This window comes from Phycicoccus sp. 3266, from assembly GCF_031456495.1.
GTDB lineage: Bacteria > Actinomycetota > Actinomycetes > Actinomycetales > Dermatophilaceae > Pedococcus.
Genome location: NZ_JAVDUW010000001.1, coordinates 1,328,858 through 1,352,943 on the forward strand (window position 1 = coordinate 1,328,858; position 24,086 = coordinate 1,352,943).

The 24,086-nt window shown below is 72.3% G+C and carries 25 protein-coding genes and 1 tRNA gene; 17 read left to right on the forward strand and 9 right to left on the reverse strand.

The window, feature by feature from the left end; translation table 11 throughout:
* The first annotated feature begins 89 nt into the window (after positions 1-89).
* The 7 genes from mshD to pstB all read left to right on the forward strand — a co-directional run bounded on the left by mshD (position 90) and on the right by pstB (position 8,599).
* Entirely contained in the window at positions 90-1,067 is a 978-nt protein-coding gene (gene mshD / locus J2X64_RS06345) for a mycothiol synthase (protein WP_397444017.1), read from the forward strand.
* 10 nt (positions 1,068-1,077) lie between these two features.
* Positions 1,078-3,336, forward strand: a complete 2,259-nt coding sequence (locus J2X64_RS06350; protein ID WP_310151185.1) for an RNA degradosome polyphosphate kinase — start codon at positions 1,078-1,080, stop codon at positions 3,334-3,336.
* Positions 3,333-4,283 carry an NUDIX hydrolase gene (locus tag J2X64_RS06355; protein ID WP_310151186.1) on the forward strand — a complete coding sequence of 317 codons (951 nt, stop codon included), beginning with the start codon at positions 3,333-3,335 and terminating at the stop codon, positions 4,281-4,283. The genes J2X64_RS06350 and J2X64_RS06355 overlap by 4 nt, the downstream gene beginning before the upstream one ends.
* A 210-nt stretch (positions 4,284-4,493) precedes the next feature.
* Positions 4,494-5,627 (forward strand): phosphate ABC transporter substrate-binding protein PstS, encoded by a 1,134-nt coding sequence (pstS, locus tag J2X64_RS06360; protein ID WP_310151188.1) that lies wholly within the window; start codon positions 4,494-4,496, stop codon positions 5,625-5,627.
* 181 nt (positions 5,628-5,808) lie between these two features.
* Positions 5,809-6,783 carry a phosphate ABC transporter permease subunit PstC gene (gene pstC / locus J2X64_RS06365; RefSeq protein ID WP_310151190.1) on the forward strand — a complete coding sequence of 325 codons (975 nt, stop codon included), beginning with the start codon at positions 5,809-5,811 and terminating at the stop codon, positions 6,781-6,783.
* Positions 6,780-7,718: a phosphate ABC transporter permease PstA gene (gene pstA, locus J2X64_RS06370; protein ID WP_310151191.1), complete on the forward strand. Its 939-nt coding sequence runs from the start codon at positions 6,780-6,782 to the stop codon at positions 7,716-7,718. The genes pstC and pstA overlap by 4 nt, the downstream gene beginning before the upstream one ends.
* Positions 7,719-7,822: 104 nt before the next feature.
* Positions 7,823-8,599, forward strand: a complete 777-nt coding sequence (gene pstB, locus J2X64_RS06375; RefSeq protein WP_310151196.1) for a phosphate ABC transporter ATP-binding protein PstB — start codon at positions 7,823-7,825, stop codon at positions 8,597-8,599.
* Positions 8,600-8,635: 36 nt separating this feature from the next.
* On the opposite strand, the gene J2X64_RS06380 is transcribed toward pstB, so the two are convergent.
* From J2X64_RS06380 to J2X64_RS06395, 4 genes are all read right to left on the reverse strand, one after another.
* Positions 8,636-9,397 carry a hypothetical protein gene (locus tag J2X64_RS06380; protein ID WP_310151199.1) on the reverse strand — a complete coding sequence of 254 codons (762 nt, stop codon included), beginning with the start codon at positions 9,395-9,397 and terminating at the stop codon, positions 8,636-8,638.
* Between the two features lie 467 nt (positions 9,398-9,864).
* Complete coding sequence (locus J2X64_RS06385) at positions 9,865-10,857, reverse strand: inorganic phosphate transporter (protein ID WP_310151204.1); 993 nt, start codon at positions 10,855-10,857, stop codon at positions 9,865-9,867.
* Positions 10,858-10,865: 8 nt separating this feature from the next.
* Positions 10,866-11,492, reverse strand: a complete 627-nt coding sequence (locus J2X64_RS06390) for a DUF47 family protein (protein WP_310151206.1) — start codon at positions 11,490-11,492, stop codon at positions 10,866-10,868.
* A 166-nt stretch (positions 11,493-11,658) separates the two neighbouring features.
* Entirely contained in the window at positions 11,659-11,877 is a 219-nt protein-coding gene (locus tag J2X64_RS06395; RefSeq protein ID WP_310151208.1) for a hypothetical protein, read from the reverse strand.
* A 139-nt stretch (positions 11,878-12,016) separates the two neighbouring features.
* On the opposite strand from J2X64_RS06395, the gene J2X64_RS06400 reads away from it, so the two are divergent.
* Positions 12,017-12,265 (forward strand): hypothetical protein, encoded by a 249-nt coding sequence (locus J2X64_RS06400; protein ID WP_310151211.1) that lies wholly within the window; start codon positions 12,017-12,019, stop codon positions 12,263-12,265.
* A 169-nt stretch (positions 12,266-12,434) separates the two neighbouring features.
* Here the strand turns inward: J2X64_RS06400 and J2X64_RS06405 are convergent, their stop codons facing one another.
* The 3 genes from J2X64_RS06405 to J2X64_RS06415 all read right to left on the reverse strand — a co-directional run bounded on the left by J2X64_RS06405 (position 12,435) and on the right by J2X64_RS06415 (position 15,073).
* Positions 12,435-13,082 carry a hypothetical protein gene (locus tag J2X64_RS06405; protein WP_310151214.1) on the reverse strand — a complete coding sequence of 216 codons (648 nt, stop codon included), beginning with the start codon at positions 13,080-13,082 and terminating at the stop codon, positions 12,435-12,437.
* Positions 13,083-13,134: 52 nt separating this feature from the next.
* The gene (locus J2X64_RS06410; protein ID WP_310151216.1) at positions 13,135-13,467 is read right to left on the reverse strand and encodes a zf-TFIIB domain-containing protein; all 333 of its coding nucleotides are present in this window, start codon (positions 13,465-13,467) and stop codon (positions 13,135-13,137) included.
* A 130-nt stretch (positions 13,468-13,597) separates the two neighbouring features.
* Positions 13,598-15,073 (reverse strand): MFS transporter, encoded by a 1,476-nt coding sequence (locus J2X64_RS06415; protein ID WP_310151219.1) that lies wholly within the window; start codon positions 15,071-15,073, stop codon positions 13,598-13,600.
* 110 nt (positions 15,074-15,183) lie between these two features.
* Here J2X64_RS06415 and J2X64_RS06420 point away from each other — a divergent pair, with 110 nt between their 5' ends.
* The 3 genes from J2X64_RS06420 to J2X64_RS06430 all read left to right on the forward strand — a co-directional run bounded on the left by J2X64_RS06420 (position 15,184) and on the right by J2X64_RS06430 (position 16,866).
* Positions 15,184-15,948 (forward strand): TetR/AcrR family transcriptional regulator, encoded by a 765-nt coding sequence (locus J2X64_RS06420; protein ID WP_310151220.1) that lies wholly within the window; start codon positions 15,184-15,186, stop codon positions 15,946-15,948.
* Positions 15,949-16,070: 122 nt separating this feature from the next.
* Positions 16,071-16,143, forward strand: a tRNA-Lys gene (locus J2X64_RS06425).
* A 588-nt stretch (positions 16,144-16,731) separates the two neighbouring features.
* On the forward strand, positions 16,732-16,866 hold the full coding sequence (locus tag J2X64_RS06430) for a hypothetical protein (protein ID WP_310151222.1): 135 nt from the start codon (positions 16,732-16,734) through the stop codon (positions 16,864-16,866).
* A gap of 61 nt (positions 16,867-16,927) precedes the next feature.
* Here the strand turns inward: J2X64_RS06430 and J2X64_RS06435 are convergent, their stop codons facing one another.
* Positions 16,928-17,767 carry a PAS and ANTAR domain-containing protein gene (locus tag J2X64_RS06435; protein ID WP_310151225.1) on the reverse strand — a complete coding sequence of 280 codons (840 nt, stop codon included), beginning with the start codon at positions 17,765-17,767 and terminating at the stop codon, positions 16,928-16,930.
* A 148-nt stretch (positions 17,768-17,915) separates the two neighbouring features.
* Between J2X64_RS06435 and J2X64_RS06440 the strand changes: the two genes are divergently transcribed.
* The gene (locus J2X64_RS06440) at positions 17,916-19,169 is read left to right on the forward strand and encodes an aromatic acid exporter family protein (protein WP_310151227.1); all 1,254 of its coding nucleotides are present in this window, start codon (positions 17,916-17,918) and stop codon (positions 19,167-19,169) included.
* A gap of 31 nt (positions 19,170-19,200) precedes the next feature.
* Here J2X64_RS06440 and J2X64_RS06445 read toward each other — a convergent pair whose 3' ends face one another.
* Positions 19,201-19,416, reverse strand: a complete 216-nt coding sequence (locus J2X64_RS06445; protein ID WP_310151231.1) for a hypothetical protein — start codon at positions 19,414-19,416, stop codon at positions 19,201-19,203.
* Between the two features lie 116 nt (positions 19,417-19,532).
* Between J2X64_RS06445 and J2X64_RS06450 the strand changes: the two genes are divergently transcribed.
* The 5 genes from J2X64_RS06450 to J2X64_RS06470 are packed head-to-tail and all read left to right on the forward strand — an operon-like array spanning position 19,533 to position 24,080.
* Positions 19,533-20,534, forward strand: a complete 1,002-nt coding sequence (locus J2X64_RS06450) for a pirin family protein (protein ID WP_310151235.1) — start codon at positions 19,533-19,535, stop codon at positions 20,532-20,534.
* Positions 20,531-21,517, forward strand: a complete 987-nt coding sequence (locus tag J2X64_RS06455) for a hypothetical protein (protein ID WP_310151237.1) — start codon at positions 20,531-20,533, stop codon at positions 21,515-21,517. The genes J2X64_RS06450 and J2X64_RS06455 overlap by 4 nt, the downstream gene beginning before the upstream one ends.
* Positions 21,518-21,546: 29 nt before the next feature.
* Positions 21,547-21,765 carry a hypothetical protein gene (locus J2X64_RS06460; protein ID WP_310151240.1) on the forward strand — a complete coding sequence of 73 codons (219 nt, stop codon included), beginning with the start codon at positions 21,547-21,549 and terminating at the stop codon, positions 21,763-21,765.
* On the forward strand, positions 21,762-22,604 hold the full coding sequence (locus tag J2X64_RS06465) for an oxidoreductase (RefSeq protein ID WP_310151242.1): 843 nt from the start codon (positions 21,762-21,764) through the stop codon (positions 22,602-22,604). Before J2X64_RS06460 ends, J2X64_RS06465 begins: the two co-directional genes overlap by 4 nt.
* A 33-nt stretch (positions 22,605-22,637) precedes the next feature.
* On the forward strand, positions 22,638-24,080 hold the full coding sequence (locus J2X64_RS06470) for a GuaB1 family IMP dehydrogenase-related protein (RefSeq protein ID WP_310151245.1): 1,443 nt from the start codon (positions 22,638-22,640) through the stop codon (positions 24,078-24,080).
* Positions 24,081-24,086: the final 6 nt, after the last annotated feature.

The window sequence follows — 24,086 nt, forward strand, 5'->3', positions numbered from 1 at the left end:
CGGAGGTGGGTCCCGGCAGGTGGGCCGGACCCGTGCACGCTAACGGCACCCCGCTCGTTAGGGAAGATGCAGGTGGATGGCGTGGTCCAATGCTTCCCGTGCCGTCACCACGTATCCGCCCCACCGACACCCTGACCCCCGACGAGCGCGACGCCGTGCGGTCCCTCGCCGCCCGCGCGACGCAGGCCGACGGCGTGGGCGCCCTGTCGGAGCAGACCCTGTTCGACCTCGCCGCAGGCCCCGGCCGTGTGCGCCACGTGCTGGCGTATGCCGGGGAGCAGCTCGCGGGGTACGCGCAGCTCGCCGGCGACGACGGGGAAGCCCGCGAGGCCGACCACGACGACGAGGACCCGTCGGGCGAGCTCGTCGTGGACCCGGGCCACCGGCGTACGGGCGTCGGCCGGGCCCTGCTCGAGGCGGTGCTGGCCGAGGCGGGCGAGGTGCGCCTCTGGGCCCACGGCAACCTCCCGGCCGCCCGGGCCCTCGCGGCTGCGGCCGGGCTCGAACCGGTGCGCGAGCTGCACAAGATGTCCCGCCCGCTCACGCAGGACGACGCCACCTCACCCGCGACCGCGCTGCCGGCCGGCTACACCGCCCGGGCGTTCGAGCCCGGCCGGGACGAGGAGGCGTGGCTGGCCACGAACGCCGCGGCGTTCGCCCACCACCCCGAGCAGGGCCGGATGACGCTCGCCGACCTCCAGGACCGGATGGCGCAGGACTGGTTCGACCCGGCCGGGTTCATCGTCGTGGGCACGGCGCAGGCACCCGACGCGGTCGCGGCGTTCCACTGGACCAAGGTGGACCCGGAGCAGCGGTCCACCCTCGAACCCGGCGCCACGGCCGGCGAGGTGTACGTCGTGGGCGTCCACCCCGACCACCAGGGCCGCGGCCTGGGCAGGCCGGTCACGGCCCTCGGCCTCGCCCACCTGGCCCGGCTCGGCCTCCCGGAGGTCGTCCTCTACGTCGACGGCGACAACGCGGCGGCGATACGCACCTACACGGGACTGGGATTCCGCAGCATCATGGTCGACGTGATGTATTCGCGTCCCGTTCACCGCCCCCTGTGAGGATGACCGCATGAGCGTGACCACCGAGGCCGACGACGCCGACACCTTCGACACCGACGAGGCCGGCCACGAGGTCTCGATCGCCAGCGCGCAGCCTCGTGCCGCGAACGGCCGGTTCATGCGGGTCGTGCAGTCGGCGGGGTGGCAGGACGACAGCGGGCTGCCGGCCGACCGGTTCCTCGACCGCGAGATCTCCTGGCTGCAGTTCAACGAGCGGGTGCTGCAGATGGCGGCCGACGACACGGTCCCGCTTCTCGAGCGGGCCCGGTTCCTCGCCATCTTCACCTCGAACCTCGACGAGTTCTTCATGGTCCGGGTGGCCGGTCTCAAGCGCCGCATCGCCACCGGGCTCGCGGTGCGCTCGGCGTCGGGGCTCGAGCCGCGGGAGGTGCTCGACCAGATCTCGCTGGTCGCCCACGAGCTGCAGGCGATGCAGACGGCCGTCTACAAGGACAAGGTGCAGCCGGCCCTGGAGGAGGAGGGCATCGCGATCGTCCGCTGGGACGAGCTCAGCGACGACGAGCGCGCCCTGCAGTCCGAGCAGTTCACCGACCAGGTCTTCCCGGTTCTCACCCCGCTGGCTGTCGACCCGGCGCACCCGTTCCCCTACATCTCCGGGCTCTCGCTCAACCTCGCCGTCGTCCTGGTGAACCCCAAGACCGGCAAGGAGCACTTCGCCCGGGTCAAGGTGCCGCCGCTGCTGCCCCGGCTGCTGCACATCGAGCCCGAGGCCGGCGAGCCCGTCACCGCCGACCTCTTCCACACCCGGTTCGTCCCGCTCGAGGACGTCATCGCCGCCCACCTGGACATGCTCTTCCCCGGCATGGAGGTGCGGGAGCACTTCACCTTCCGGGTCACCCGCAACGAGGACCTCGAGGTGGAGGAGGACGACGCCGAGAACCTCCTCGCCGCCCTCGAGAAGGAACTCACCCGGCGCCGGTTCGGCCCGCCCGTGCGCCTCGAGGTCGACGAGCTCATCGACGACCACGTGCTCGACATGCTCGTGCGCGAGCTCGGCGTGAGCGAGAGCGAGGTCTACCGGCTCCCGGCGCCACTGGACCTGCGCAGCCTCAACCTCGTCGCCGACATCGAGCGGTCCGACCTGCGGTACCCGCCGTTCCGCGGGATGTCGCACCCGGACCTCTCGCCGGCCGAGAGCTCCAAGGCGTCGGACATCCTGCCGGTGGTCCGCGACAAAGACGTCCTGCTCCAGCACCCCTACGACTCGTTCTCCACGTCGGTGCAGGCCTTCATCGAGCAGGCGGCCGCCGACCCGCACGTGCTGGCCATCAAGCAGACGCTCTACCGCACCAGCGGCGACTCGCCCATCGTCGACGCCCTCATCGACGCGGCCGAGGCGGGCAAGCAGGTCCTGGCCATCGTGGAGATCAAGGCCCGCTTCGACGAGCAGAACAACATCTCCTGGGCCCGCAAGCTGGAGCACGCGGGCGTCCACGTCGTCTACGGCATCGTCGGCCTCAAGACCCACGCCAAGCTCTGCATGGTCGTGCGCCAGGAGAGCGACGGCGGCCTGCGCCGGTACTGCCACATCGGCACCGGCAACTACAACGGCAAGACCGCCCGGCTCTACGAGGACTTCGGGCTGCTCACCTCCGACCCGCAGGTCGGCGACGACCTGGCCCGGCTGTTCAACCAGCTCTCCGGGTTCGCGCCGCGCAGCAAGTTCAAGCGGCTGCTCGTCGCGCCCCGGTCAATCCGCAGCGGGCTCGTCGAGCGGATCGAGGCCGAGATCGACCACGTCAGGGCCGGCCGGCCGGGCCTGGTCCAGATCAAGGTGAACTCGATCGTCGACGAGCAGGTCATCGACGCGCTCTACCGCGCGTCCATGGCCGGCGTGCACGTCGACGTCTGGGTGCGCGGGATCTGCGCCCTGCGACCCGGTGTCGAGGGCCTGTCCGAGAACATCGAGGTGCACTCGGTCCTCGGCCGCTTCCTCGAGCACTCCCGCGTCTTCCACTTCGGCGGCGGTGGCGAGCCCGAGGTGTGGATCGGCAGCGCCGACATGATGCACCGCAACCTCGACCGCCGGGTCGAGGCGCTGGTCCGCATCGCCGAGCCCAGGCACGTCGAGGACCTGCGCTGGCTGCTCGCCCGCGGCATGAGCGACGAGTACGCCCACTGGCGCCTGGGGTCCGACGGCCGGTGGACGCGCGTCAACACCGGCCCGGACGGCGAGCCGCTGCTCGACCTGCAGGCCACGCTCATCGAGCAGCACACCAAGCGCCGCCGCAAGGCCCGCCGCCGTTGAGCACCCCCATCCCGGCCGCAGGGACGCTGCCCTGGCGACGTCGACGCGGCCAGCTCGAGGTCGCCCTCGTGCACCGGCCCAAGTACGACGACTGGTCGTGGGCCAAGGGCAAGCTCGACCCGGGCGAGCCCTGGCCGGTGGCGGCGGTGCGCGAGACGGCCGAGGAGACCTCGCTCGAGGTGGGCCTCGGGCGGCCCCTGCCCGGCGCCTCGTACACCGTGCTCGACGGCGACGGGCAGCCCGCCACCAAGGAGGTCCGCTACTGGGCGGCGGAGGCGACGAAGCCAGCCGGTCCGCTCGCCAACGAGGTGGACGAGGTCCGCTGGCTCGACGTCGTCGCCGCCTCGGACCGGCTCGACTACGCGCGCGACCGCGAGCAGCTGCGTGCGCTCGTGCGCGCCGACAAGGCCGGCACCCTGATCACGTGGCCGCTCGCGCTGGTGCGGCACGCGCACGCCATCGGGCGCGGCTCCTGGCCCGGGGAGGACCCCCTGCGTCCGCTCAGCGCCGCGGGACGAGACCGTGCCGCGCAGCTCGGCGCGCTGCTCTCGGCATACGCCGTGCGCCGGCTCGTCAGCTCACCGTCGGTGCGGTGCACCGACACGGTGCGCCCGTATGCCGCGTTGCGCGGCATACCCCTGCGCACCAAGGACGGGCTCAGCGAGGAGGGCTACGAGGCCGACCCGACCCGGGCGGGCCGGCACCTCGAGCGGTTGCTCGAGCGTGGCGTGCCCTCGGCCCTGTGCAGCCACGGGCCGGTGCTGCCGGACCTGATCACCCGCCTGTGCGACCGCGTGGACGGCACCGAGCCGGACGCCGGGGCCACCGGGGAGGCGCTGCGCGAGGCGGCCGCCGAGAAGATGGCCAAGGGCGAGGTGCTGGTCGTCCACCTCGCGGGGACCGGGGCCGGCGCGCGGGTCGTCGCCGTCGAGCGACACCTGCCCTGACCTGCGGGTTCGGGCACCTCCTGACCGACTCCTGACCCGCCGTTCACCCGGCCGTCGGGTGGGCGTGCTGGGGCCGCCGTCCAGAGTCTGGGTGTTGTTCACCGTCCGTTCACCTGCGACGGGCCACCACGTCACCAACCCTCCCTACCTTCAGGGTCGTCGGGCAGTGCGCCCGCCCCGAGTTTCCCCCTGTGGAGAGGTTTGAACACCGTGAAGATCCAGCGTCTCGGCCTCGTGGCCAGCGTGGCCCTGGTCGGCTCCCTCGCGCTGTCCGCGTGCGGCTCCGACAACAACACCGGTTCCGGTGCCAGCGCGTCGGGCTCGTCGTCGTCCTCCGGCGCCGCGTCGTCCGACTGCCCGCAGGGCGGCGGCACGCTCAACGCCGAGGGCTCGTCCGCCCAGAAGAACGCGATCGAGGAGGCCATCTCGAGCTTCCAGGACGCCTGCTCGGGCACCACCGTCAACTACAACCCGACGGGCTCCGGCGCCGGCATCAAGCAGTTCATCGCCGGCCAGGTCGACTTCGCCGGCTCCGACTCGGCGCTGAAGACCAAGCCGAAGGACGGCAAGATCGAGGCCGACGAGGCCGCCAAGTACTGCGGCTCCCCCGCTTGGAACATCCCCATGGTGACCGGCCCGATCGCGATCGCCTTCAACGTCAAGGGCGTCGACAAGCTCGTCCTGACGCCGAGCGTGGCCGCGCAGATCTTCAACGGCAAGATCACCTCCTGGAACGACAAGGCGATCGCAGCCGTCAACCCGGGCGTCACCCTGCCGAACGAGCCGGTCAAGGTCTTCTTCCGCTCCGACGAGTCGGGCACGACCGAGAACTTCACCAAGTACCTCAACGCCGCCGCCCCCAAGGACTGGACGGCCGAGCCGGGCAAGACCTGGACCGGCAAGGGCGAGGGCAAGCCGAAGTCCGACGGTGTCGCGAACGCGGTCAAGTCGACCGAGGGTGGCATCACCTACGCCGAGTGGTCCTACGCCAAGGACAACAAGCTGGGCATCGCCCAGATCGACAACGGCGGCGGCGCCGTCGAGCTCACCGGTGAGTCCGTGGGCAAGGCCGTGGCGGCCGCGAAGCAGGACGGCCAGGGCAACGACCTTCGCCTGAAGCTCGACTACGCCACCAAGGAGGCCGGCGCGTACCCGATCCTCCTCGTCACCTACGAGATCGTCTGCTCCAAGGGCAAGGACCCGAAGAAGACCGAGCTGACCAAGGCCTTCCTCAAGCACTTCGCCGACAAGCAGACCCAGCAGTCCCTCGAGGAGATCGGCTACGCGCCGCTCCCCGACGAGGTGCAGTCCAAGGTCGAGGCCGCGATCTCCGCGCTCTCCTGACCGACCGGGTGCCGCGGGGCCGACCAGCCCCGCGGCACCCGTGCTGCGTCCCCCCGCGCAGCACAGCACGTCCCCCGCGGCAGCCGTGTCGCGGAAGCACCAGCCAGTACCAACGCCGCACCACCACAGCGGCATCACAACCCCACATCCCCCACATCCCAGAGGCATCCCAGTGGCAACAGTGACCGGAAGGACGCTCGAAGGCGACCTGCAGGGCGACCGTGCAGGCACCGGACGGCTCGGCGACCGCCTGTTCGGCGGCGCAGCCAAGGCCTCGGGCGCCCTCGTCATCGGCATCGTCACCCTCGTCGGCCTCTTCCTGCTCTGGCAGGCGATCCCCGCCATCGCGGACGACAAGGTCAACTTCCTCACCTCGCGTGAGTGGGCGGTCGGCGACCCGGGCAACCTGCGGTTCGGCATCCTCGAGCTGCTCTGGACCACGGTCGTGGCGTCCACCATCGCGATGCTCATCGCCGTCCCCGTCGGGGTCGGCGTCGCCCTGTTCATCACCCAGTACTCCCCGCGGTGGCTGGCCCGCCCCGCCGCCAACCTGGTCGACCTGCTCGCCGCGGTCCCGTCGATCGTCTACGGCCTCTGGGGCCTGAAGACCTTCGGCCCGAAGTTCGACCCGGTGCAGGGCTGGCTGACCGCCCACCTGTCGTGGTTCCCGCTGTTCTCGAACACCTCGACCAGCGGCGGCACGATCCTGTTCATCGGCGTCGTGCTCGCCATCATGATTCTGCCGATCGTCACGGCGCTGTCGCGCGAGGTCTTCGCCCAGACCCCGACGGCGCACAAGGAGGGGGCGCTGGCCCTCGGCGCCACCCAGTGGGAGATGATCCGCACCGCCGTCCTGCCGTTCGGCCGGCCCGGCGTGATCTCCGCCGCCATGCTGGCCCTGGGCCGCGCGCTCGGCGAGACGATCGCCGTCACCATCATCGTGTCGTCCCTGGCCCCCGGGACGCCGTGGAGCTGGTCGCTGCTCAACGGTGGCGAGACCTTCGCCTCGCGGATCGCCAACAACGCCAGCGAGTTCGACTCCCCCGCGAAGACGGGCGCGTTCATCGCCGCCGGCCTCGTGCTCTTCGTCCTGACCTTCGTGGTCAACGCGGTCGCGCGGGTCGTCATCGAGCGCAGGAAGGCCTTCACCGAATGAGCACCGACACCGTCGCCCCCGGCCGCACCGTCGGCTCGACCGGGTCCTCGCGGCCCGGTGGCCCCGTGCCCGTCCTGGGCCACCCCGCCCGCGGCCGCGAGGCCAAGGACCTCATCGCGCGGGTCGTCATGTGGCTGGCGTTCGCCCTCGCCCTCGTGCCGCTCGTCTGGATCCTGTGGACCGTGGTGTCCAAGGGCTTCCACCTGCTGCTCGAGCCGCAGTGGTGGACCAACTCCCAGAAGGGCATCACCTCCCGGCGCGAGGGTGGCGGCGCCGTCCACGCCATCCAGGGCACCCTCATCCAGGGCTTGGTCACCGCGGCGATCTCGGTGCCGATCGGCGTGATGACGGCCATCTACCTCGTCGAGTACGGCCGCGGGCGGTTCGCCAAGGCGGTGTCGTTCATGGTGGACATCCTCACCGGCGTCCCCTCGATCGTGGCCGGCCTGTTCGTGTATGCCGTGTGGGTCACCACGTTCGGGTTCCAGCGGGTGGGCTTCGCGGTCTGCCTGTCGCTGGTGCTGCTGATGATCCCGGTCGTCGTGCGCTCGACCGAGGAGATGCTCAAGCTCGTCCCGAACGAGCTGCGCGAGGCGTCGTACGCGCTCGGTGTGCCGAAGTGGCGCACCATCGCCCGCGTCGTCCTGCCGACCGCCTTCTCCGGCATCATCACCGGCATCCTGCTCGGCCTCGCCCGCGTCATGGGCGAGACCGCACCGCTGCTGATCCTCGGTCCGTACACGAAGTCGATCGCCACCGACCTCTTCGGCGGCTACATGGCGACGCTGCCGACGATGATCAACCAGGACCGCACCGAGAGCCTCCAGCCGGCGGTCGACCGCGTGTGGGCGGCGGCCCTCACCCTCATCCTGCTCGTGCTGCTGCTCAACCTCGCCGGGCGCTTCGTCGCCCGCTTCGGCTCGGTGAAGAAGTAGCACGCCACCGGCGGCACCCGGCATACCGCGACGCAGCGGCGCCCAGCCACCACTCCCCCGACATCCCCTGAGAACACATCCCATCCCGAAGGACGAACAACCCCATGGCCAAGCGAATCGACGTCAGTGACCTGAACGTCTACTACGGCGCCTTCAAGGCCGTCGAGGGCGTGACCATGACGGTCGAGCCGCGGTCGGTGACCGCGTTCATCGGACCGTCCGGCTGCGGCAAGTCGACGTTCCTGCGCACGCTGAACCGCATGCACGAGGTGATCCCCGGCGGACGCGTCGAGGGCAAGGTCATGCTCGACGACCAGGACCTGTACGCCTCGAACGTCGACCCGGTGGCCGTGCGGCGCACCGTCGGCATGGTGTTCCAGCGGCCGAACCCGTTCCCGACGATGTCGATCTACGACAACGTCGCGGCCGGGCTGCGCCTCAACGGCGTCAAGGGCAAGAAGAAGCTCGACGAGGTCGTCGAGAAGTCGCTGCAGGGCGCGAACCTGTGGACCGAGGTCAAGGACCGGCTCGACAAGCCGGGCGCCGGGCTCTCCGGTGGGCAGCAGCAGCGCCTGTGCATCGCCCGGGCCATCGCGGTCGAGCCGCAGGTGCTGCTCATGGACGAGCCGTGCTCGGCCCTCGACCCGATCTCGACCCTGGCGATCGAGGACCTCATCTCCGAGCTCAAGGAGACGTACACGATCGTCATCGTGACCCACAACATGCAGCAGGCCGCGCGGGTCTCGGACCAGACGGCGTTCTTCAACCTCGCCGCGACCGGCAAGCCGGGCAAGCTGATCGAGGTCGACGACACCCAGAAGATCTTCAACAACCCCAGCGTGAAGGCCACCGAGGACTACATCTCGGGCCGCTTCGGCTGACCCGCCCCGCTCCCTTCTCCGACTTGTTGCCCGCCGTCACCCGGTTCTGCGTCCGTACGGGGTGGATCCGGTGCCGGCCGGGCAATCAGTGAGGGCGAGCCGGTGGCAGCTACAACGCAGCACGGCACGGACCCGAGTGGGGTCGGCGGCCCGTGCCGCCGAGAACCACCGCGCGACCACCTGCTGTGGGCGCCTGACCATCTCCGACGTGTCCCACCGGACGACGTCGAGGCCGAGCTCGCGCAGCCGGGACTCGCGTCGGGCCGAGGCCAGGACACGGGACGCAGCGGCGTGCTCGTCCTCGCCGAGGCCGTCCCCGAGGTCCGAGAGGTACTTGCCCCGACCGTCCGCCTCCCCCACGAGGCCGAGGGCGGGCCAGCCGACGTCGACCCGCGCGACGAACTCTCCCCAGTCGTCGAGCACGACCACCTGCGGCACCCCCACCGGGACGTCGCGGCCGGCCATGGCCCCGGCGGAGTAGGACTCGAGCCAGGACTCGCGGCGCCCGTCGAGCAGGGGCAGCCCGACCGCGGCACGGGTCACGCCCGGCCAGCGTCGCTGCTGCAGCCGCACCAGCCGAAGGCCGGCCACCGTCACCAGGCCCGCTCTGAGGGCTGCGTCCCCCACTGCCAACCCCTCGGCAAGCCCGTCCTCGCGGAAGCAGTCCACGACCGTTCGCGCCACCGTCGTCACCGGGAGACCGGCGGCGTGCCTCACGTGCTCCGGCCCGGTCGCGCCGCGGTGGAGCTGCACCCAGGACTCTCCGCGGCTGGTGCGGTCGTCTGCCGGAACTGTCATGCGGACCGCCCCCAGGCGTCCGTACGGTGTTGGCAGGCCGTGGACGAGGGCGGCGGTCCGGTGGCTCAGGACCGCGCCGGGGACGCGGCGAACGGCCGCCAGCGCAAGCCCGAGATGACGCTGCTCGGGTGAGAGAGACGCCCACACCTCCGCCACGGCGTACAGTCCGCGCGCCAGCCGCACCACCTCACCGCGACGCACCAGGCGAGGTAGATGCCGGGACGTCCAGCCGCGGCACGGCGCCTCGGCCGCGAGGAAGGGTTCCGCACCCTCGGGAAGGTCGACCACGCCGGCATCGTGCGGTCACAGGAGCGACCGCGGGAGGCCGAGTCGCCGCCCCTGTGGACGAACGGACCCGGGTCGGCCGCCGGTGGACGACGACTTCTTGCCCGCCGTGCACCGATCGGGCCCGAATCAGCCGTTGATCCGGTACCGGCCGGGCAAGAAGTCGGAAGGGCCGGGGTGGGTCAGACGAAGAGGTGGATGATCCAGAAGCCGAGGGCGGCGACGATGCCGGCGCCGGGGAAGGTCAGGACCCATGCGCCGACGATGTTGCCGGCCACGCCCCACCGCACGGCCGACAGCCGCTTGGTCGCGCCGACGCCCATGATCGCCGAGGTGATCGTGTGCGTCGTCGAGATCGGGGCGCCGAACGCAAGGCCCGCGACGTACAGGATCGAGGCCGCGGTCGTCTCGGCGGCGAACCCCTGCGGCGGGTCGAGGTGGATGATCCGCCGGCCGAGGGTGCGCATGATCCGCCACCCACCGGCATACGTGCCCAGGGAGATGACCACAGCGGAGATGAGCAGCACCCACAGCGGCACGTTGTTGCCCGAGTGGTACCCGCCGACGGTGAGCGCGAGGACGACGACGCCGACGGTCTTGGACGCGTCCTGCAGGCCGTGGCCGAACGCCATCGCGGCGGCCGAGGCGGTCTGGGCGTACCGGAAGCCGCGCGAGACCTTGCCGGGCTGGGCGCGACGGAAGAGCCACAGGATGACCGTCATGACGATGTAGCCGAGGATCACGCCGACGATCGGCGACAGGACCATCGGGATGACGACCTTCTCCCAGATGCCGTGCCACTTCACGGTGGCGCCGGCCGCCAGGGCCGCGCCGCCGAGCCCGCCGATGAGGGCGTGCGAGGACGACGAGGGCAGGCCGTACCACCAGGTGAGCAGGTTCCACCCGATGGCGCCGAGGAGGGCGGACGCGACGATGACCAGGCCCGTCGTGCCCACGGGGGCGTCGATGATGCCCTTGCCCACGGTGTCGGCGACCTTCTTGCCGAAGAACGCACCGCAGAGGTTGGCGACGGCGGCCATCGCGAGGGCGACGCGCGGGGTGAGCGCGCGCGTCGACACCGAGGTGGCGATCGCGTTGGCGGCGTCGTGGAAGCCGTTGGTGTAGTTGAACCCCATCGCCAGGGCGATGACGATCCCGACAGGAAGCCATTCCATGAGGTGGCTCAGGACTCCTTGACCGCGATGCCCTCGACCTTGTGCGCGACGCTCTCGAACGCGTCGGCCGCGGCCTCGAGCTCCTCGACGACCTCCTTGAGCTTCATGATGGTGATGGCGTCGTTGCCGAAGTCACCGTTGAAGAGGCCCGCGAGGAGGCGGCGGTAGGTCTGGTCTGCCTGGTTCTCGAGGCGGTTGATCTCGATCCAGTACTCGGTGAGGTCCTTCATCGAGCGCAGCCGCGGCATCGCCTCGGCGGTCAGCTCGGACATGCGGGAGAGCACCTCGACCTGGTCGGAGACGCCCGCGGGGAGGTCGCCGACGCGGTACAGCACGATGAGGTCGACGGCCGCGTCCATGAGGTCCATGCAGTCGTCGAGCGCGGACGCCAGGCCGTGGATGTCCTCGCGGTCGAACGGGGTGATGAACGAGCTGTTGACCTTCCGGAGGATCTCGTGGGTCGACTCGTCCGCCTCGTGCTCGATCTCGCGCATGCGGGCGGCGATCGAGTCGCGCTCGTCGATGCCAGCGCCGAGCATCTTCGTCAGCTCACGAGAGCCCTCGACGAGGTGCGAGGCAGACTTGGCGAACAGGTCGTAGAAGCTGTTCTCCTGGGGGGTGAGGCGAAAGCCCACGGTTCTCTCCGGTCATGCAGGGGGATGGCCGGAGACGATGCTACGGGCAAGGGCGCTCAGGAGCGCAACCCGGCTGCTCCGTCCGCACCGCTGCCCGCACCGCCCCCGATCCCGGCGGGTGGGACTCGCGGGGCGCGCGAGTCAGGAGTGCAGGCGGATGCGCAGGTCAGACGTGCAGGCGGGTCGCCGAGCGGTGCGGCGCCGCCGGACCACCCGCCGGCGAGCTGCGGTGGCCCCGCACGAGGCCGAGCGCGCGGTCGATCTCCTCGTCGGTGAGGGGATGCTCGCTCGCGGACGCCGCGACCACGAGGTCCCCGACGAGCTCGATCTCGTCCTGCAGGGCGTCGTCGGTGAGGTCGCCACCGGCGTCCGGGTCCGTGGTCATGGAACGACGCTAACCGAGCGGCCTGCGTGAGTGGCAACGTCCTTTGCCATCTCTTGACCGCCGGGGCCGCAGAACCACCCATCCGAGTCATGGATTCCGGTAGTGACTAGTTACTCCCCCGGTGCCGGATGATGGGCGTATGCCGGGTAGCGAGCCGTTGCCGTCCCCTGCGGGCGGCGCCCCGACCGTCCCGTCGACCGCACCACCGGGCGACCCCGTCGAGGTGGTCCTGGAGGAGCGGGGGTCCTTCGCGCACGCGACGTGCGCCGTCTGCGGCTGGTCCGGCCCGGGACGGCGCTCGCGCGCGACGGCCCGCGACGACGCCGGGGCCCACGTCGCAGCCTGCACGGGCATGCCGCCGTCCACCCAGGCGGTGCCGGGGGCGTGAGCGGAGGAGGGTCATGCGCCGGGCCGGGAGCGCCTCACGGCGCGTGGCCGCTCGTAGCGGCTTCAGTTGGGACCCGGGGCTACCGCGGCCCGGCGCACGTCCGACTGTAACCCGCACCCCGCGCGGAATGTTCCCCGAGTCCACAGGACGCCGTGGCGCAAGGGGCCGTTCAGGTGAGCTCGCCGACCCGCCACAGGTGGGCGCCGGCCTCGAGGTCCTCGGCCGTGGTGAGCATGTTCGCGGCCCGTCGGGTCTGCTGCCCGGCCGCCTCGCGGTCGGTCACGTCGGTGCTGTGCGCCCGGTCGGCTCGACCGGCGGAGACGACCCGGCAGAACGCCGCTGCCCGCTGCAGCGCGAGATCCAGGTCCCCGGCGAACACGCCGCGCAGGACCGCGTCGGTGAGCGCCTGGAGCTCCGCCGGACCGGGCGGCTCGGCCACGCCCGCGACGACGTGGTTGACGTCGGTGAAGCGCATCCCGGCGGCGTAGTCGGCACTGGCCTCCTCGGGGTTGCGCTGCACCCACTCGCGAAGCGCGTAGAGCCGCCACAGCGCACCGGGCAGGCTGCGCGCCGGCCGGTCGGCCCACAGCTCGGCAACCGTCGACAGCCCGAGCTCGTCGACGAGCGAGACCAGCCGCTCGGTGAGCTCCGGGTCCTCCGCGGCCCGCCCGGTGCCGACCAGGACCGCTGCCGTCTCGTGGGCGATCTCGGTCACCTGGGCGGGGTCGGGAACGGTGCCACCCTGGCTCTCCATGGCGGCGGGGCTGAAGAAGGCGGGGCGTCGGGGGTTCTCACGTCCGCTGGGCTCGTTGCGCATCGTCGTCCATCCTCCCACCGCCGCGGCCGGGTGGCCGGTGTCCGGCGAGCGGTCAGTCGAACAGCTCGCTGAGGAAGGACTTGCGGCGTCGCTGGCCGTACGAGCCGTAGGGCGACTTCGAGGTGGCCCGGTACGGCGCGGGGTGACCCTGCGCCGGCGGCTGCTGCCAGGGGTTCTGGCCCTGCTGGTACTGAGGCTGGCCCTGCGGCGGCGCGGCCTGCGGCGGCACCTGCGAGTGCCAGGCGTTCTCCGCAGCCACGAGAGCCTCGAGCTCACCGCGGTCGAGGAACAGGCCGCCGCAGCCGGTGCACTGGTCGACGTGGACCTGGTTGCGCTCGTAGTTGCGCATCTCGGAGCCGCACTTGGGGCAGGTCAGGGTGCTCATGTCGGGCCAACGGGTCGGCCCCTCGGGCGGTTCCGGCCGTCAGGGACCAGCGGTCGCCGGCGTCACCGGCCGGCAGCCGGCAACCGGCAACCGGCAACCGGCAACCGGCACCACGGAACCGGGGCGATGCTCAGGCCTGCTCCAGCTCCAGGGCGTGCTCGTCGACGGTGCGGGAGTCGGTGAGCGTCAGCGCCCCACCCACGGCGACCACGCCCACGACCGCCGCGAGCACGGCATACGTGATGCGCTCGCCGTGGACGAAGGACGCGACGAGGTCCGCGCTCCAGGCGCCGACCGGGAGCGTCGTCGTGACGAGCAGGGCCACGAGGGTGCCGACGACGGCGATGCCGAGGCTGCTGCCGACCTCCTGGGCCGTGTCGTTGAGGGCGGCGCCGATCGAGGTGCGGTTGTGCGGCATGGCCTCGACGAGCGCCACGGCGCAGATCGTCATGACGGTGCGCAGGCCGACGGTCAGGACGACCATCGAGGCCGCGACCGCCGGGTACCCGTGGACGACGCCCCAGGACAGCCCCGCCAGGGCGCCGGCGAGGAGCACCGCCCCGACGAGGCAGGCCACCCGGTGGCCGTACCGCGCGGCGAGCCCTTCCGACAGCGGTGTCGCCAGCAGCATCGTCACGATGAGCGGCAGGTTGGCCAGGCCGGCACGTACGGGGCTCCAGCCGTAGGCGTACTGGAAGAGCAGGATCAGGCCGAACATCACGCCGGCCATGGCGATCGCGGTACCCACCTGGGCGACAGCCGCTCCGCGCACCGTGCGGTCGGCGAGGAGACCGAGGTCGAGCATCGGGGACTCGGCCCGGCGCTCGCGGCGGACGAAGAGCCCCAGGGCGGCGACGGCGGCGAGGACCGACGTGACGGTCACGGCCGAGAGCCAGCCGTGCTCGACCCCGCTGGTGAGGGACCAGCACGCCAGGCCGATCGTGGCGATGCTCAGGACCGCGCCGGGCAGGTCCAGGCGGTCCCGGGTGAGGTCCTCGGGCCGGTCAGCCGGCACCCCGAGGCGGACGCCCAGCCACGCGAGGAGGGCGATGGGCCCGTTCGCGAGCAGCAGCCACTCCCACCGGACGTGGGCGAGCGCGGTGCCGCCGAGCAGCGGGCCGAGGACGAAGCCGGACATGCCGACGACGATCATCACGGTCATCGCCCGCATGCGCAGCGCCTGCTCGTCGAAGAGGCGGAAGACGAGCGAGTTGGTGATCGGCGCCATGGCCGCTGCCGCGACGCCGAGCGCGGCACGCAGGCCGATGAGCTCGCCGACCGAGGTCACGGCCACGACGGCGAGGCTGATCGAGCCGAAGAGCGCGAGCCCGACGAGCAGCACGCGGCGCCGCCCGAGGCGGTCGGCGAGCGATCCCGCGGTGAGGAGCAGGCCGCCGAAGGTCAGGGAGTACGCGCCGGTGACCCACTGCAGCGCGGTGGTCCCGCTGCCGAGGTCGCGGCCGATGGTGGGCAGGGCGATGGTCAGCAGCGTGTTGTCGACCATCTCGACGAAGAACGCGAGGCACAGCGCTGCGAGGGGCACCCACGCGGAGCGCAGCGAGGTGTGCACGCGGGAGCCGGGCGGGGTGGCGGTTGCTGCGGTCATGGGGACCACCTCATATCGAACGCTGTTCGGTAGTCGAACACAGTTCGATAAGATAGAACGATGTTCGAGAAAAGGCAACCGGCCCCCGTCCGGTGTGGTGGGATGGCCGCATGAGCCCGCAGCCGGAGCGCGACGCCCCACCACCGCGACAGCGGGGCCGGGGCCCCGCGGGCGGCGGTCGGGCCGGCGCGGGTCGCGCCGTGCGCGAGCGCCGGCGGGCCTCGCACTCCCTCGACTCGGTCCTCACCGAGGCGGTCGCCCTGCTCGACGAGTCGGGCGAGCAGGCCCTGACGTTCCGCGCCCTGGCGGCACGGCTCGGCGGTGGCGTCGCCAGCATCTACTGGTACGTCTCGAGCCGCGACGAACTCCTCGACCGCGCGGCCGACCACGTCCTCGGCGACGTCCTCGATGCCGTCGAGGCGGTGGGCGACGGCGAGCCGATCGAGGACCTGCGCACCATCGCCGTGACCCTCTTCGACGGGATCGTCGACCGCCCGTGGCTCGGCGCGTACTTCATGCGCGACACCGAGACCCAGCCCAACGCCCTGCGCCTCTACGAGAAGCTGGGCCAGCAGGTGCTGCGCCTCGACCTCACCACGCGACAGCAGTTCCACGCCGTGTCCGCCGTCGTCGGGTTCGTGGTCGGCACCGCAGCCGACATGGGGCAGGAGACGCCCGCCGACGTCCGGTCCGGCGAGGTGGGGCGCGAGGAGTACCTCGAGCGGTATGCCGAGCAGTGGCGTTCCCTGGACCCCGGCCAGTTCCCGTTCATCCACCACGTGGTGGACGAGTTCGCCCACCACGACGACGCGGAGCAGTTCCGAGCCGGGCTCGACCTGCTGCTCGCCGGCCTGCGGTTGCAGGCGGGGGCCTGACGGCGTGGCGGTCCCCGCCCGACTCGGCGCAGGTGGAGCCACCAGTAGCCTGTCCCCGGCGGTGATCGCGGCACGGCATCCTGGGTTGCAGACAGGGGCTCGGCTGGAGTCCTGATCCCCCGGGGCCTCTAGCTCAATTGGCAGAGCTGCGGACTTTTAATCCGTAGGTTGTGGGTTCGAGCCCCACGGGGCCCACACAGCGCTTGTATGACTCCGCGTGATGTTTGACGTTTGGTCTTCGGCTGTTGCTTGACAGTGTTCCGCCTGATGCTTGACAGGTACTTGGGCTGATCCTTGACGCTCCCTCAGGCCCACACAGCGCTCGTGGTCCGCCTACCATCCACCCATGACGGACCGGTCGCTCCAGGGTCGTTGGGACCGGCTCAGGCAGTCCCGGGCGTGGGGGGTCTCCACCGGTCTCCTGCTCGCTGCCTGTGGCACAGGGGCGGCGGAGGGCACAGGCGACGCCCGGCTGTACGTACTGGCGCCACTCGGGTTGCAGTGGGCGTTCGTCGAGTTCCGGCGTCATCGCCGCGGCGGCTAGGCATCCGCGCCCTGGGCCGAATCAGGGTGGGTCCGCGCACCGGGTGCACCGGCCGGATGCCGCGACGGACTGACCGCGGTGAAGCCGGGTCACGACACTGCCGTCGCACGCACCCCGAGGCGTCCCGAATGCGTCGATTGCACGAGGCGCCGCACCCCAGCGGGGGCAAACATGGACGGATGGTGGGGACTGGTGAGGGGGACGACCGGGAGCAACCTGACGCAGGCGACCAGCACTGGATGGCCGGGTACGAGGGGCCGTGGTTCTCCGGGCTGTCGTGCCCGACCTGCGGAGCCCTGGTGGGCAACCGCGAGGAGTATGCCGTGCTGCACCGCCGGTGGCACGAATCGGTGGACGCGCGCGCCCCGGCGTGAGAGGAACGACGGCCCCCGACCGGCACGCGGCCGACGCGGGCCGGCTTGCGTGCCGCCCCCGTCAGGCGGCGGGGTCCGGCTGGAGGCCGAGCACGCGGTCGGCGCGCGCGGCGGCGCTCACCTCGTTGGTGGGGGCCAGCGTGAAGTCCTCGACGAGCGCGCTGGACAGCTCCGCCAGGGTCACGCCGCGCTGCCGCGTCGACCACCAGAGCAGCTCCAGAGCGGCATCCGGGGTGAGCCGGTATGCCGCGACGAGGATGCCCTTGGCGTGCTCCACCACCGCGTTGAACGCCGTCGGCTCGAGCACGGTCATCCCGCCGTACGGCTGGGGGTGGTCGACGAAGTCGGTGAGGTCGACGAAGTAGCCGTTGACGGCCACGACCCGCCGGTCGTCGTCGAAGACGCCGATGCCGATCGAGAGCACGTGACGGACACCGCCCCCGGCGTCGATGACGCGGTGCCGGCAGCAGAAGGGCTCACCGGTCGCCAGCGCCCCGCTCAGGGTGCCCTCGGTGCGGGTGCGGTCCTCGGGGTGCTTGTGGGCCAGCAGGAGCTCGGTGGTGGGCTCGGCCTCCTGGGGGCTGAGCCCGTGCAGCTCGAACATCTCCGGCGACCACCACCAGCGGTTGGCGCGGACGTCGTAGGAGAACCGCGCCATGGTCTCGGGGACACCTGCCGCCACCGCGACGAGGACCTTCTCGGCCTCGGGAACGGCCCCCAGGAACGGGTCGATGCCGTCGGTCCCGGCGGCGCGGGCGCCGTCACGGGCACCGGACGTGGCGGCCTGCTCGGCGGGCGACCCGGCGCCGACGGTCGCACCGTCCGCGTCGAGCGGCGAGGGGTTGACGGGGGTGGAGCGGGGGAGCGGGTCGGGAGGCGAGACCGGGTCCTCCGTGATCATGTCCAGGCGTCCGATCGTCGCAGTGTGGTGCTTCGTCCACCCCACCCTACCTGCGCAAACACCCCAACAGGGACGAGAGGGCCCATCCTTCTCCGGCGGCGAGGGGTGCACGTGGCGAGGCTGCGCCGGGGGTCCTATCGTCGCCCTGATGGACACCTTTGAGCCGGGGGGCACGAAGGGGGAACAGGAAGGCGCGTTCGCGAGGGCGAGGCGCCTGCTGGTCGACGTCGTGCGGGGGTGGTGGGACGCCGCGTCGACGGCGCTGCGCACGGCCGGCCCGCAGCGGGATGCCGCACTGCTCATGGGCAAGGCGGCGCTGGCCACCGTCGTCGCCTGGCAGTTCGCCGACCGCGTGCTCGGCAGCCACCAGGCGTTCTACGCGCCGATGGCAGCCCTGCTGGTCGTCGACCGGACGATGGTGCGCTCGCTCGGCGCGAGCGCCCAACGCGTGGCAGCCGTCGTGGTGGGCATGCTCACGGCGTGGCTGGTCGGGTCGACGCTGGGGGTGCACTGGTGGTCCATGCTGCCCGTCATCTACCTCGCGCTGCTCATCGCGCGGTGGCGGCGGCTCGGCGACCACGGCATCCAGGTGCCGACGATGGTCCTGCTGTCGCTGCTGACCGTGGGTGGCACCAACGTCGACTTCACCTACCTCACGGTGGTGGAGACCATCGCGGGCGGCGTCATCGGCGTCCTGACGAACGCCATCGTGCTGCCACCGCTGCACCTGCGGGAGCCGCGCGAGCAGATCATGAGCCTGACGACCCGGGTGAGCGAGCTGCTGGCCTCGATCGCCGGCGGCCTGCGCGAGGGCTGGGACGCCGACGAGGCGCGCGGCTGGTACGACACCAGCACCGAGATCATCCAGCTCGCCCCGCAGGTGCATGCCGAGATCGAGACCGGCCGCGAGAGCACCCGCTTCAACCCGCGCGACAACCTGCAGGGCCTCAGCGTCGACTGGTCCGGCTACGCCGCCGCCGTCGAGGCCGTCCGGCGCACGCAGTGGCAGGTCTCGGGCATCGCGCGCACCCTCGTCGACGCGGCGGACGACAGCGAGTCCCTGCCCGCCCCCAGCCAGCGGTTCCTCGAGGCGTATGCCGAGGCGCTCGACCACGTCGGCGCGGCGGTCCACCACTTCGGCATCGCCGAGGACGAGGAGCGCGAGGAGGTGCGCCGGGAGCTGCGCGAGGCGGTCACCCTCCTCGACCGCCTCGGCGACCAGGTGCGGGACACGCGGCTGGACGACCCCAAGGCGTGGCCGGCATACGGGGCACTCCTGCTGGACGCGCGGCGGCTGGCGCGCGAGCTCGAGCTGCACACCGACGAGGCGGTCGTGCCCACCGACAGCGGACCGATCCGCATCCCCAAGGACGGGCTGCGCCGCCGGGTCCAGGGCCAGTGACGGGCGTGGGCCGCGGAGGGCGGCCGCGGGCCTAGGCGGTCGGCTGCTCCCGCGTGCGCAGCCAGCGCTCCCGGTGCTCCTGGAAGGAGATCCCGCCGGTCGTCCGGTTGACGACGTCCACAACGACCTCGCGCGGGAACAGGCTGCCGTCGCCACGGCTGCCGACGGTCTGCAGGACGCGGCTGACGGTCGCCTCGTCGAGATCGGCGAACAGCTCGGGGTACAGCTCCAGGTAGCGCCGTGGCATCGTGGTCCAGCCTTCGTCGGGGTGAGCGGAAGACTAGGCCAGCAGGGTCACCTCCGGTGCACACGACCGACAAAGTCACAGAAAACGCACATGGACCGGCCTGCCAGACTGTGCGGGTGAGCAACGTCGAGACCGACCCCCACGAGACGGTCTGCCACGGCACCGACGGGGCCGTGGCGGGCGACCACCGCGTCGAGGTGCTCGAGCCCCGCGACGTCCCGCTCGGCGGCCCGCGGGCCATGACCGTCCGGCGGACCCTGCCGCAGCGCCAGCGGTCGATGATCGGCGCGTGGTGCTTCGCCGACCACTACGGCCCCGACGACGTCTCGCGGACCGGCGGCATGGACGTGCCGCCCCACCCGCACACCGGCCTGCAGACCGTGAGCTGGCTGTTCACCGGGGAGGTCGAGCACCGCGACAGCCTCGGCACCCATGCCCTCGTCCGGCCCGGCGAGCTCAACCTCATGACCGGGGGCCACGGGATCGCCCACTCCGAGGTGTCGACGCCGGGCACGACGACGCTGCACGGCGTGCAGCTCTGGGTTGCGCTGCCCGACTCCGACCGTGACGCCCCCCGCGACTTCCAGCACCACGCGCCGACCCCGGTCGAGCTCGAGGGCGCAACCGTGTCGGTGTTCCTGGGCTCGCTGGTCGGGCAGGTGTCGCCGGTGCGGACGGCCACCCCGCTGCTCGGGGCGGAGGTCGTCCTGCAGCCCGGCGCGCGGATCGAGCTCGCCGTCGACCCGTCGTACGAGCACGGCGTCCTCGCCGACACCGACCGGATCGACCTCGCCGGGACCCTGCTCCCCCGCGCCGGCCTCGGCCACCTGCCGCCCGGAGCCGGCTCCCTCGTCCTCGCCAACGCGTCCGACGCCCCGGCGCGGGCCGTCCTGCTCGGCGGTCCACCGTTCGAGGAGGACATCGTCATGTGGTGGAACTTCGTGGGCCGCAGCCACGAGGACATCGAGCGGGCGCGTGAGGAGTGGATGGCCGGCTCCGACCGGTTCGGCGAGGTGCAGGGGTATGCCGGTGCCGTCCAGCACCTGCCCGCCCCGGCGTTGCCGGCGGTGCGGATCCGCCCGCGCCGCAACGCCTCCCGGGCCGACCGGGACTCGTGAGCCCCCGGGAACCGTTGCGCCGCAACCGTCGCGGGCGCCTCCTCGGTGCGGGCGTCGCCGTCGTGGTCGTCGCTGCGCTGGTGCTCGCGGCATACGCCACCACGCCCCGGACGCACGGCGTCTCGGGCGACTGGGAGGCGAAGCCGCTGGGCGGGAGGGTCGTGGGCCGGGTCCTGCTCAGCGGCGACCACACCGCGCTGGACCTGCGGACCGGGAAGTCGGTCTCGCTGGGCTCGGCCGCCGGTGGACGGGCGTATGCCGGGGACGGGCGCCTCGTCGTCGCCGGCACCGGCCGGCTCGACTCGGTGGGGCTCGACGGAACCGGTCGATGGACCTGGCGTCCACCGGCCGGCCAGGCGCCGGCGCCGCTGGCGGCCCGGCGCGGCAGCACCCTCGTCGCGGCCTGCCCGGCCGACGCCTCGGCCCCCTGCGACCTCGTCGGGCTCGACGCCCGCGGCCACGAGGCGTGGCGCACCACCGGCAGCGGTCGCGTCGCGGCACCGGCAGACCAGGGACTGCCGCACGTGTACGCGACCGCCTCGAGCGGTGGTGGCGTCGTCCTCATGGACCCGGTGGACGGCCGGGAGTCGCTGGTCCCCGGGCAACGCCTCACGGCCGTACCCGACGGCCCTGTGGTCGTCTCGGCGGTCCAGGACGGGCAGTGCGTGCTGACGGCGTACGACGGCGCCGACCCGACATGGACGCGGGTCCTCGCGCGGTGCGCCGACGAGGTCCCGTCGGGCGCGGAGGTGGGCCGCGCCAGCGACCACCTCGCCGTCACGCGCAGGAGCCGCTCGACACCGGCCAACCCCCTGCGCTGGGGTTCCCCGACGACCGTCCTCACGGTCGTCGACACCCGTACGGGTCGCCACGTCGCCCAGGTCGCCTCCACCGGGCGGCTCGACCTGCTGCTGCTCGACGGCGACGGGCTGGTCGTGCGGACCGACGAGGGCATCACGCGGTACACGCTGCCGCGGCGCTGACGCCCAGCACGGTCCGGCACACTGTCGCCATGGCCCCCACGTCCCAGCGGCCGCGGCGCACCGGCGCCGCGACGTACCTGCCGCTCGTCGTCGCGATCTGCGCGATGGTGCTCGTCCGCGAGCTCGTGACGGCGCTGTGGCCCGACCTGTCGAGCTGGGTCGCGTTCGTCGCCGCCCTGGCGGTCGGGTGGGTGGCCTACGCCGGCGTGGAACGGTTCCTCGCCCGACGCGGGAAGGACCGCCCATGACCTCCAGCTCCCTCGCTCCCGTCCTCGTCACCGGCTGCTCGTCGGGGATCGGCCGGGCCACGGCCGAGCTGCTGCTCAAGGCCGGTCACACCGTCTACGCCACCGCCCGGCGGCCGGAGGTCCTGGCCCACCTCGAGTCCGCCGGCGCCCGCGTCCTGGCGCTCGACGTGACCTCCGAGGAGTCGATGTCCACGGCGGTGAAGGCGGTCGAGGACGAGCACGGCCGGGTCGGCGCCCTCGTCAACAACGCCGGCTACGGCGAGTACGGCACGATCGAGGAGACCGACCTCGACAAGGTGCGGCAGATGTTCGAGACCAACGTCTTCGGCCTCGCCCGCCTGACCCAGCTCGTGCTCCCCGCGATGCGCGCGGCCCGGTCGGGTCGCATCGTCAACATCGGCTCGATGGGCGGCCGGCTCACCTGGCCCGTCGGCGGGTACTACCACGCCACCAAGTACGCCGTGGAGGCGATCAGCGACGCCCTGCGCAACGAGGTCCGCCCCTTCGGCATCTCGGTCAGCCTCGTCGAGCCGGGGCTGATCCGCACCGGGTTCGAGGAGACCGCGCTGACGTCCGAGGCGCACGCCGGCACCGACGGGTCGCCGTATGCCGGCCTGCTCGCCACGAGCGCGAGCATCACCACGGGCGGCTACTCCAACCCGATGCTGGCCAGCGGCCCCGAGGCCGTGGCCAAGGTCGTGCTCAAGGCGGTGGAGTCGCGCTCGCCGCGCAGCCGCTACGTCGTCACCGCCGCCGCCCGCGCCGCCATCACGGCCCGCACCGTCGGCGGCGACCGCGTGTGGGACGCCATCGTCCGCAACCAGTTCGGCTCGCACTGAGCCGTCGCGGCCGCCCGACCTAGACTCGGGGCCGTGCAGTTCCTCAACGGCCTCCAGCCCCAGCTCGACCTGACCTACGACGACGTCTTCATGGTCCCGAGCCGCTCCGACGTCACGAGCCGCCTCGACGTCGACCTGACGTCGTCCGACGGCAGCGGCACGACGATCCCCCTCGTCGTCGCGAACATGACCGCCATCGCCGGCCGCCGGATGGCCGAGACGGTCGCCCGTCGTGGCGCCCTCGCGGTCATCCCGCAGGACATCCCGGTCGACGTTGTCAGCGAGGTCACCTCCTGGGTCAAGCGGCGCCACCTGGTCCACGACACCCCGATCACCCTGAGCGCGCACGAGACGGCCGGTGCCGCCCTCGTCCTGCTGCCCAAGCGGGCCCACGGCGCCGCGGTCGTCGTCGACGAGTCCGGGCGGCGCCCCATCGGGATCGTGACCGAGGCCGACCTCACCGGTGTCGACCGGTTCACCCAGGTGCAGGAGGTCATGACCCGCGAGCCCGTCCTCGTCACCGACGGCACGGACCCGGAGGAGGCCTTCAACACCCTCGCGACGACCCACCACCACGTCGCACCGGTGGTCGACGACGCGGGCGAGCTGGTCGGCATCATCACGCGCGCGGGTGCCCTCCGGGCCCGCCTCTACACCCCCGCCACCGACGCGCAGGGCCGGCTGCGGATCGCCGCCGCGGTCGGCATCAACGGCGACGTCGCGGGCAAGGCGGCCGCCCTCCTCGAGGCCGGCGTCGACCTGCTCGTCATGGACACCGCGCACGGCCACCAGGAGAAGATGCTGGACGCGCTGCGTGCGGTGCGGGCGCTCGACCCGCAGGTCCCCGTGGCGGCCGGCAACGTCGTCTCCGCCGCGGGCGCGCGCGACCTCATCGAGGCAGGCGCCGACATCGTCAAGGTCGGGGTCGGGCCCGGCGCCATGTGCACCACCCGGATGATGACCGCGGTCGGGCGCCCGCAGTTCTCCGCGGTGCTCGAGTGCGCCACCGAGGCCCGTCGGCACGGCAAGCACGTCTGGGCCGATGGCGGCGTGCGCCACCCCCGCGACGTCGCCCTGGCGCTGGCTGCCGGGGCCTCCAACGTCATGGTGGGCTCCTGGTTCGCCGGGACGCTGGAGTCCCCCGGCGACCTGTTCACCGACGAGCGCGGCCGCCGCTACAAGGAGTCCTTCGGCATGGCGAGCAGCCGCGCAGTCCGCAACCGCACGGCGACGGACACGGCATACGAGCGGGCGCGCAAGGCGCTCTTCGAGGAGGGGATCTCCTCGGCGCGCATGTTCATCGACCCCGAGCGGCCCAGCGTCGAGGACGTCATCGACCAGATCGTGGCCGGGGTGCGCTCGAGCTTCACGTATGCCGGCGCGCGGACGATCGAGGAGTTCGCCGAGCGCGCGGTCGTGGGGCTGCAGAGCACCGCCGGCTTCGCCGAGGGCCGGCCGCTGCACACCTCCTGGTGATCCGGG

Excerpts from the sequence above, each read along its gene's own strand:
- mshD (WP_397444017.1), top strand. The coding sequence starts at position 90 with ATGCTTCCCGTGCCGTCACCACGTATCCGCCCCACCGACACCCTGACC.
- J2X64_RS06350 (WP_310151185.1), top strand. The coding sequence starts at position 1,078 with ATGAGCGTGACCACCGAGGCCGACGACGCCGACACCTTCGACACCGAC.
- pstA (WP_310151191.1), top strand. The coding sequence starts at position 6,780 with ATGAGCACCGACACCGTCGCCCCCGGCCGCACCGTCGGCTCGACCGGG.
- pstB (WP_310151196.1), top strand. The coding sequence starts at position 7,823 with ATGGCCAAGCGAATCGACGTCAGTGACCTGAACGTCTACTACGGCGCC.
- J2X64_RS06380 (WP_310151199.1), bottom strand. The coding sequence starts at position 9,397 with ATGACAGTTCCGGCAGACGACCGCACCAGCCGCGGAGAGTCCTGGGTG.
- J2X64_RS06385 (WP_310151204.1), bottom strand. The coding sequence starts at position 10,857 with ATGGAATGGCTTCCTGTCGGGATCGTCATCGCCCTGGCGATGGGGTTC.
- J2X64_RS06395 (WP_310151208.1), bottom strand. The coding sequence starts at position 11,877 with ATGACCACGGACCCGGACGCCGGTGGCGACCTCACCGACGACGCCCTG.
- J2X64_RS06400 (WP_310151211.1), top strand. The coding sequence starts at position 12,017 with ATGCCGGGTAGCGAGCCGTTGCCGTCCCCTGCGGGCGGCGCCCCGACC.
- J2X64_RS06405 (WP_310151214.1), bottom strand. The coding sequence starts at position 13,082 with ATGCGCAACGAGCCCAGCGGACGTGAGAACCCCCGACGCCCCGCCTTC.
- J2X64_RS06410 (WP_310151216.1), bottom strand. The coding sequence starts at position 13,467 with ATGAGCACCCTGACCTGCCCCAAGTGCGGCTCCGAGATGCGCAACTAC.
- J2X64_RS06415 (WP_310151219.1), bottom strand. The coding sequence starts at position 15,073 with ATGACCGCAGCAACCGCCACCCCGCCCGGCTCCCGCGTGCACACCTCG.
- J2X64_RS06420 (WP_310151220.1), top strand. The coding sequence starts at position 15,184 with ATGAGCCCGCAGCCGGAGCGCGACGCCCCACCACCGCGACAGCGGGGC.
- J2X64_RS06430 (WP_310151222.1), top strand. The coding sequence starts at position 16,732 with ATGGCCGGGTACGAGGGGCCGTGGTTCTCCGGGCTGTCGTGCCCGACC.
- J2X64_RS06435 (WP_310151225.1), bottom strand. The coding sequence starts at position 17,767 with ATGATCACGGAGGACCCGGTCTCGCCTCCCGACCCGCTCCCCCGCTCC.
- J2X64_RS06440 (WP_310151227.1), top strand. The coding sequence starts at position 17,916 with ATGGACACCTTTGAGCCGGGGGGCACGAAGGGGGAACAGGAAGGCGCG.
- J2X64_RS06445 (WP_310151231.1), bottom strand. The coding sequence starts at position 19,416 with ATGCCACGGCGCTACCTGGAGCTGTACCCCGAGCTGTTCGCCGATCTC.
- J2X64_RS06460 (WP_310151240.1), top strand. The coding sequence starts at position 21,547 with ATGGCCCCCACGTCCCAGCGGCCGCGGCGCACCGGCGCCGCGACGTAC.
- J2X64_RS06465 (WP_310151242.1), top strand. The coding sequence starts at position 21,762 with ATGACCTCCAGCTCCCTCGCTCCCGTCCTCGTCACCGGCTGCTCGTCG.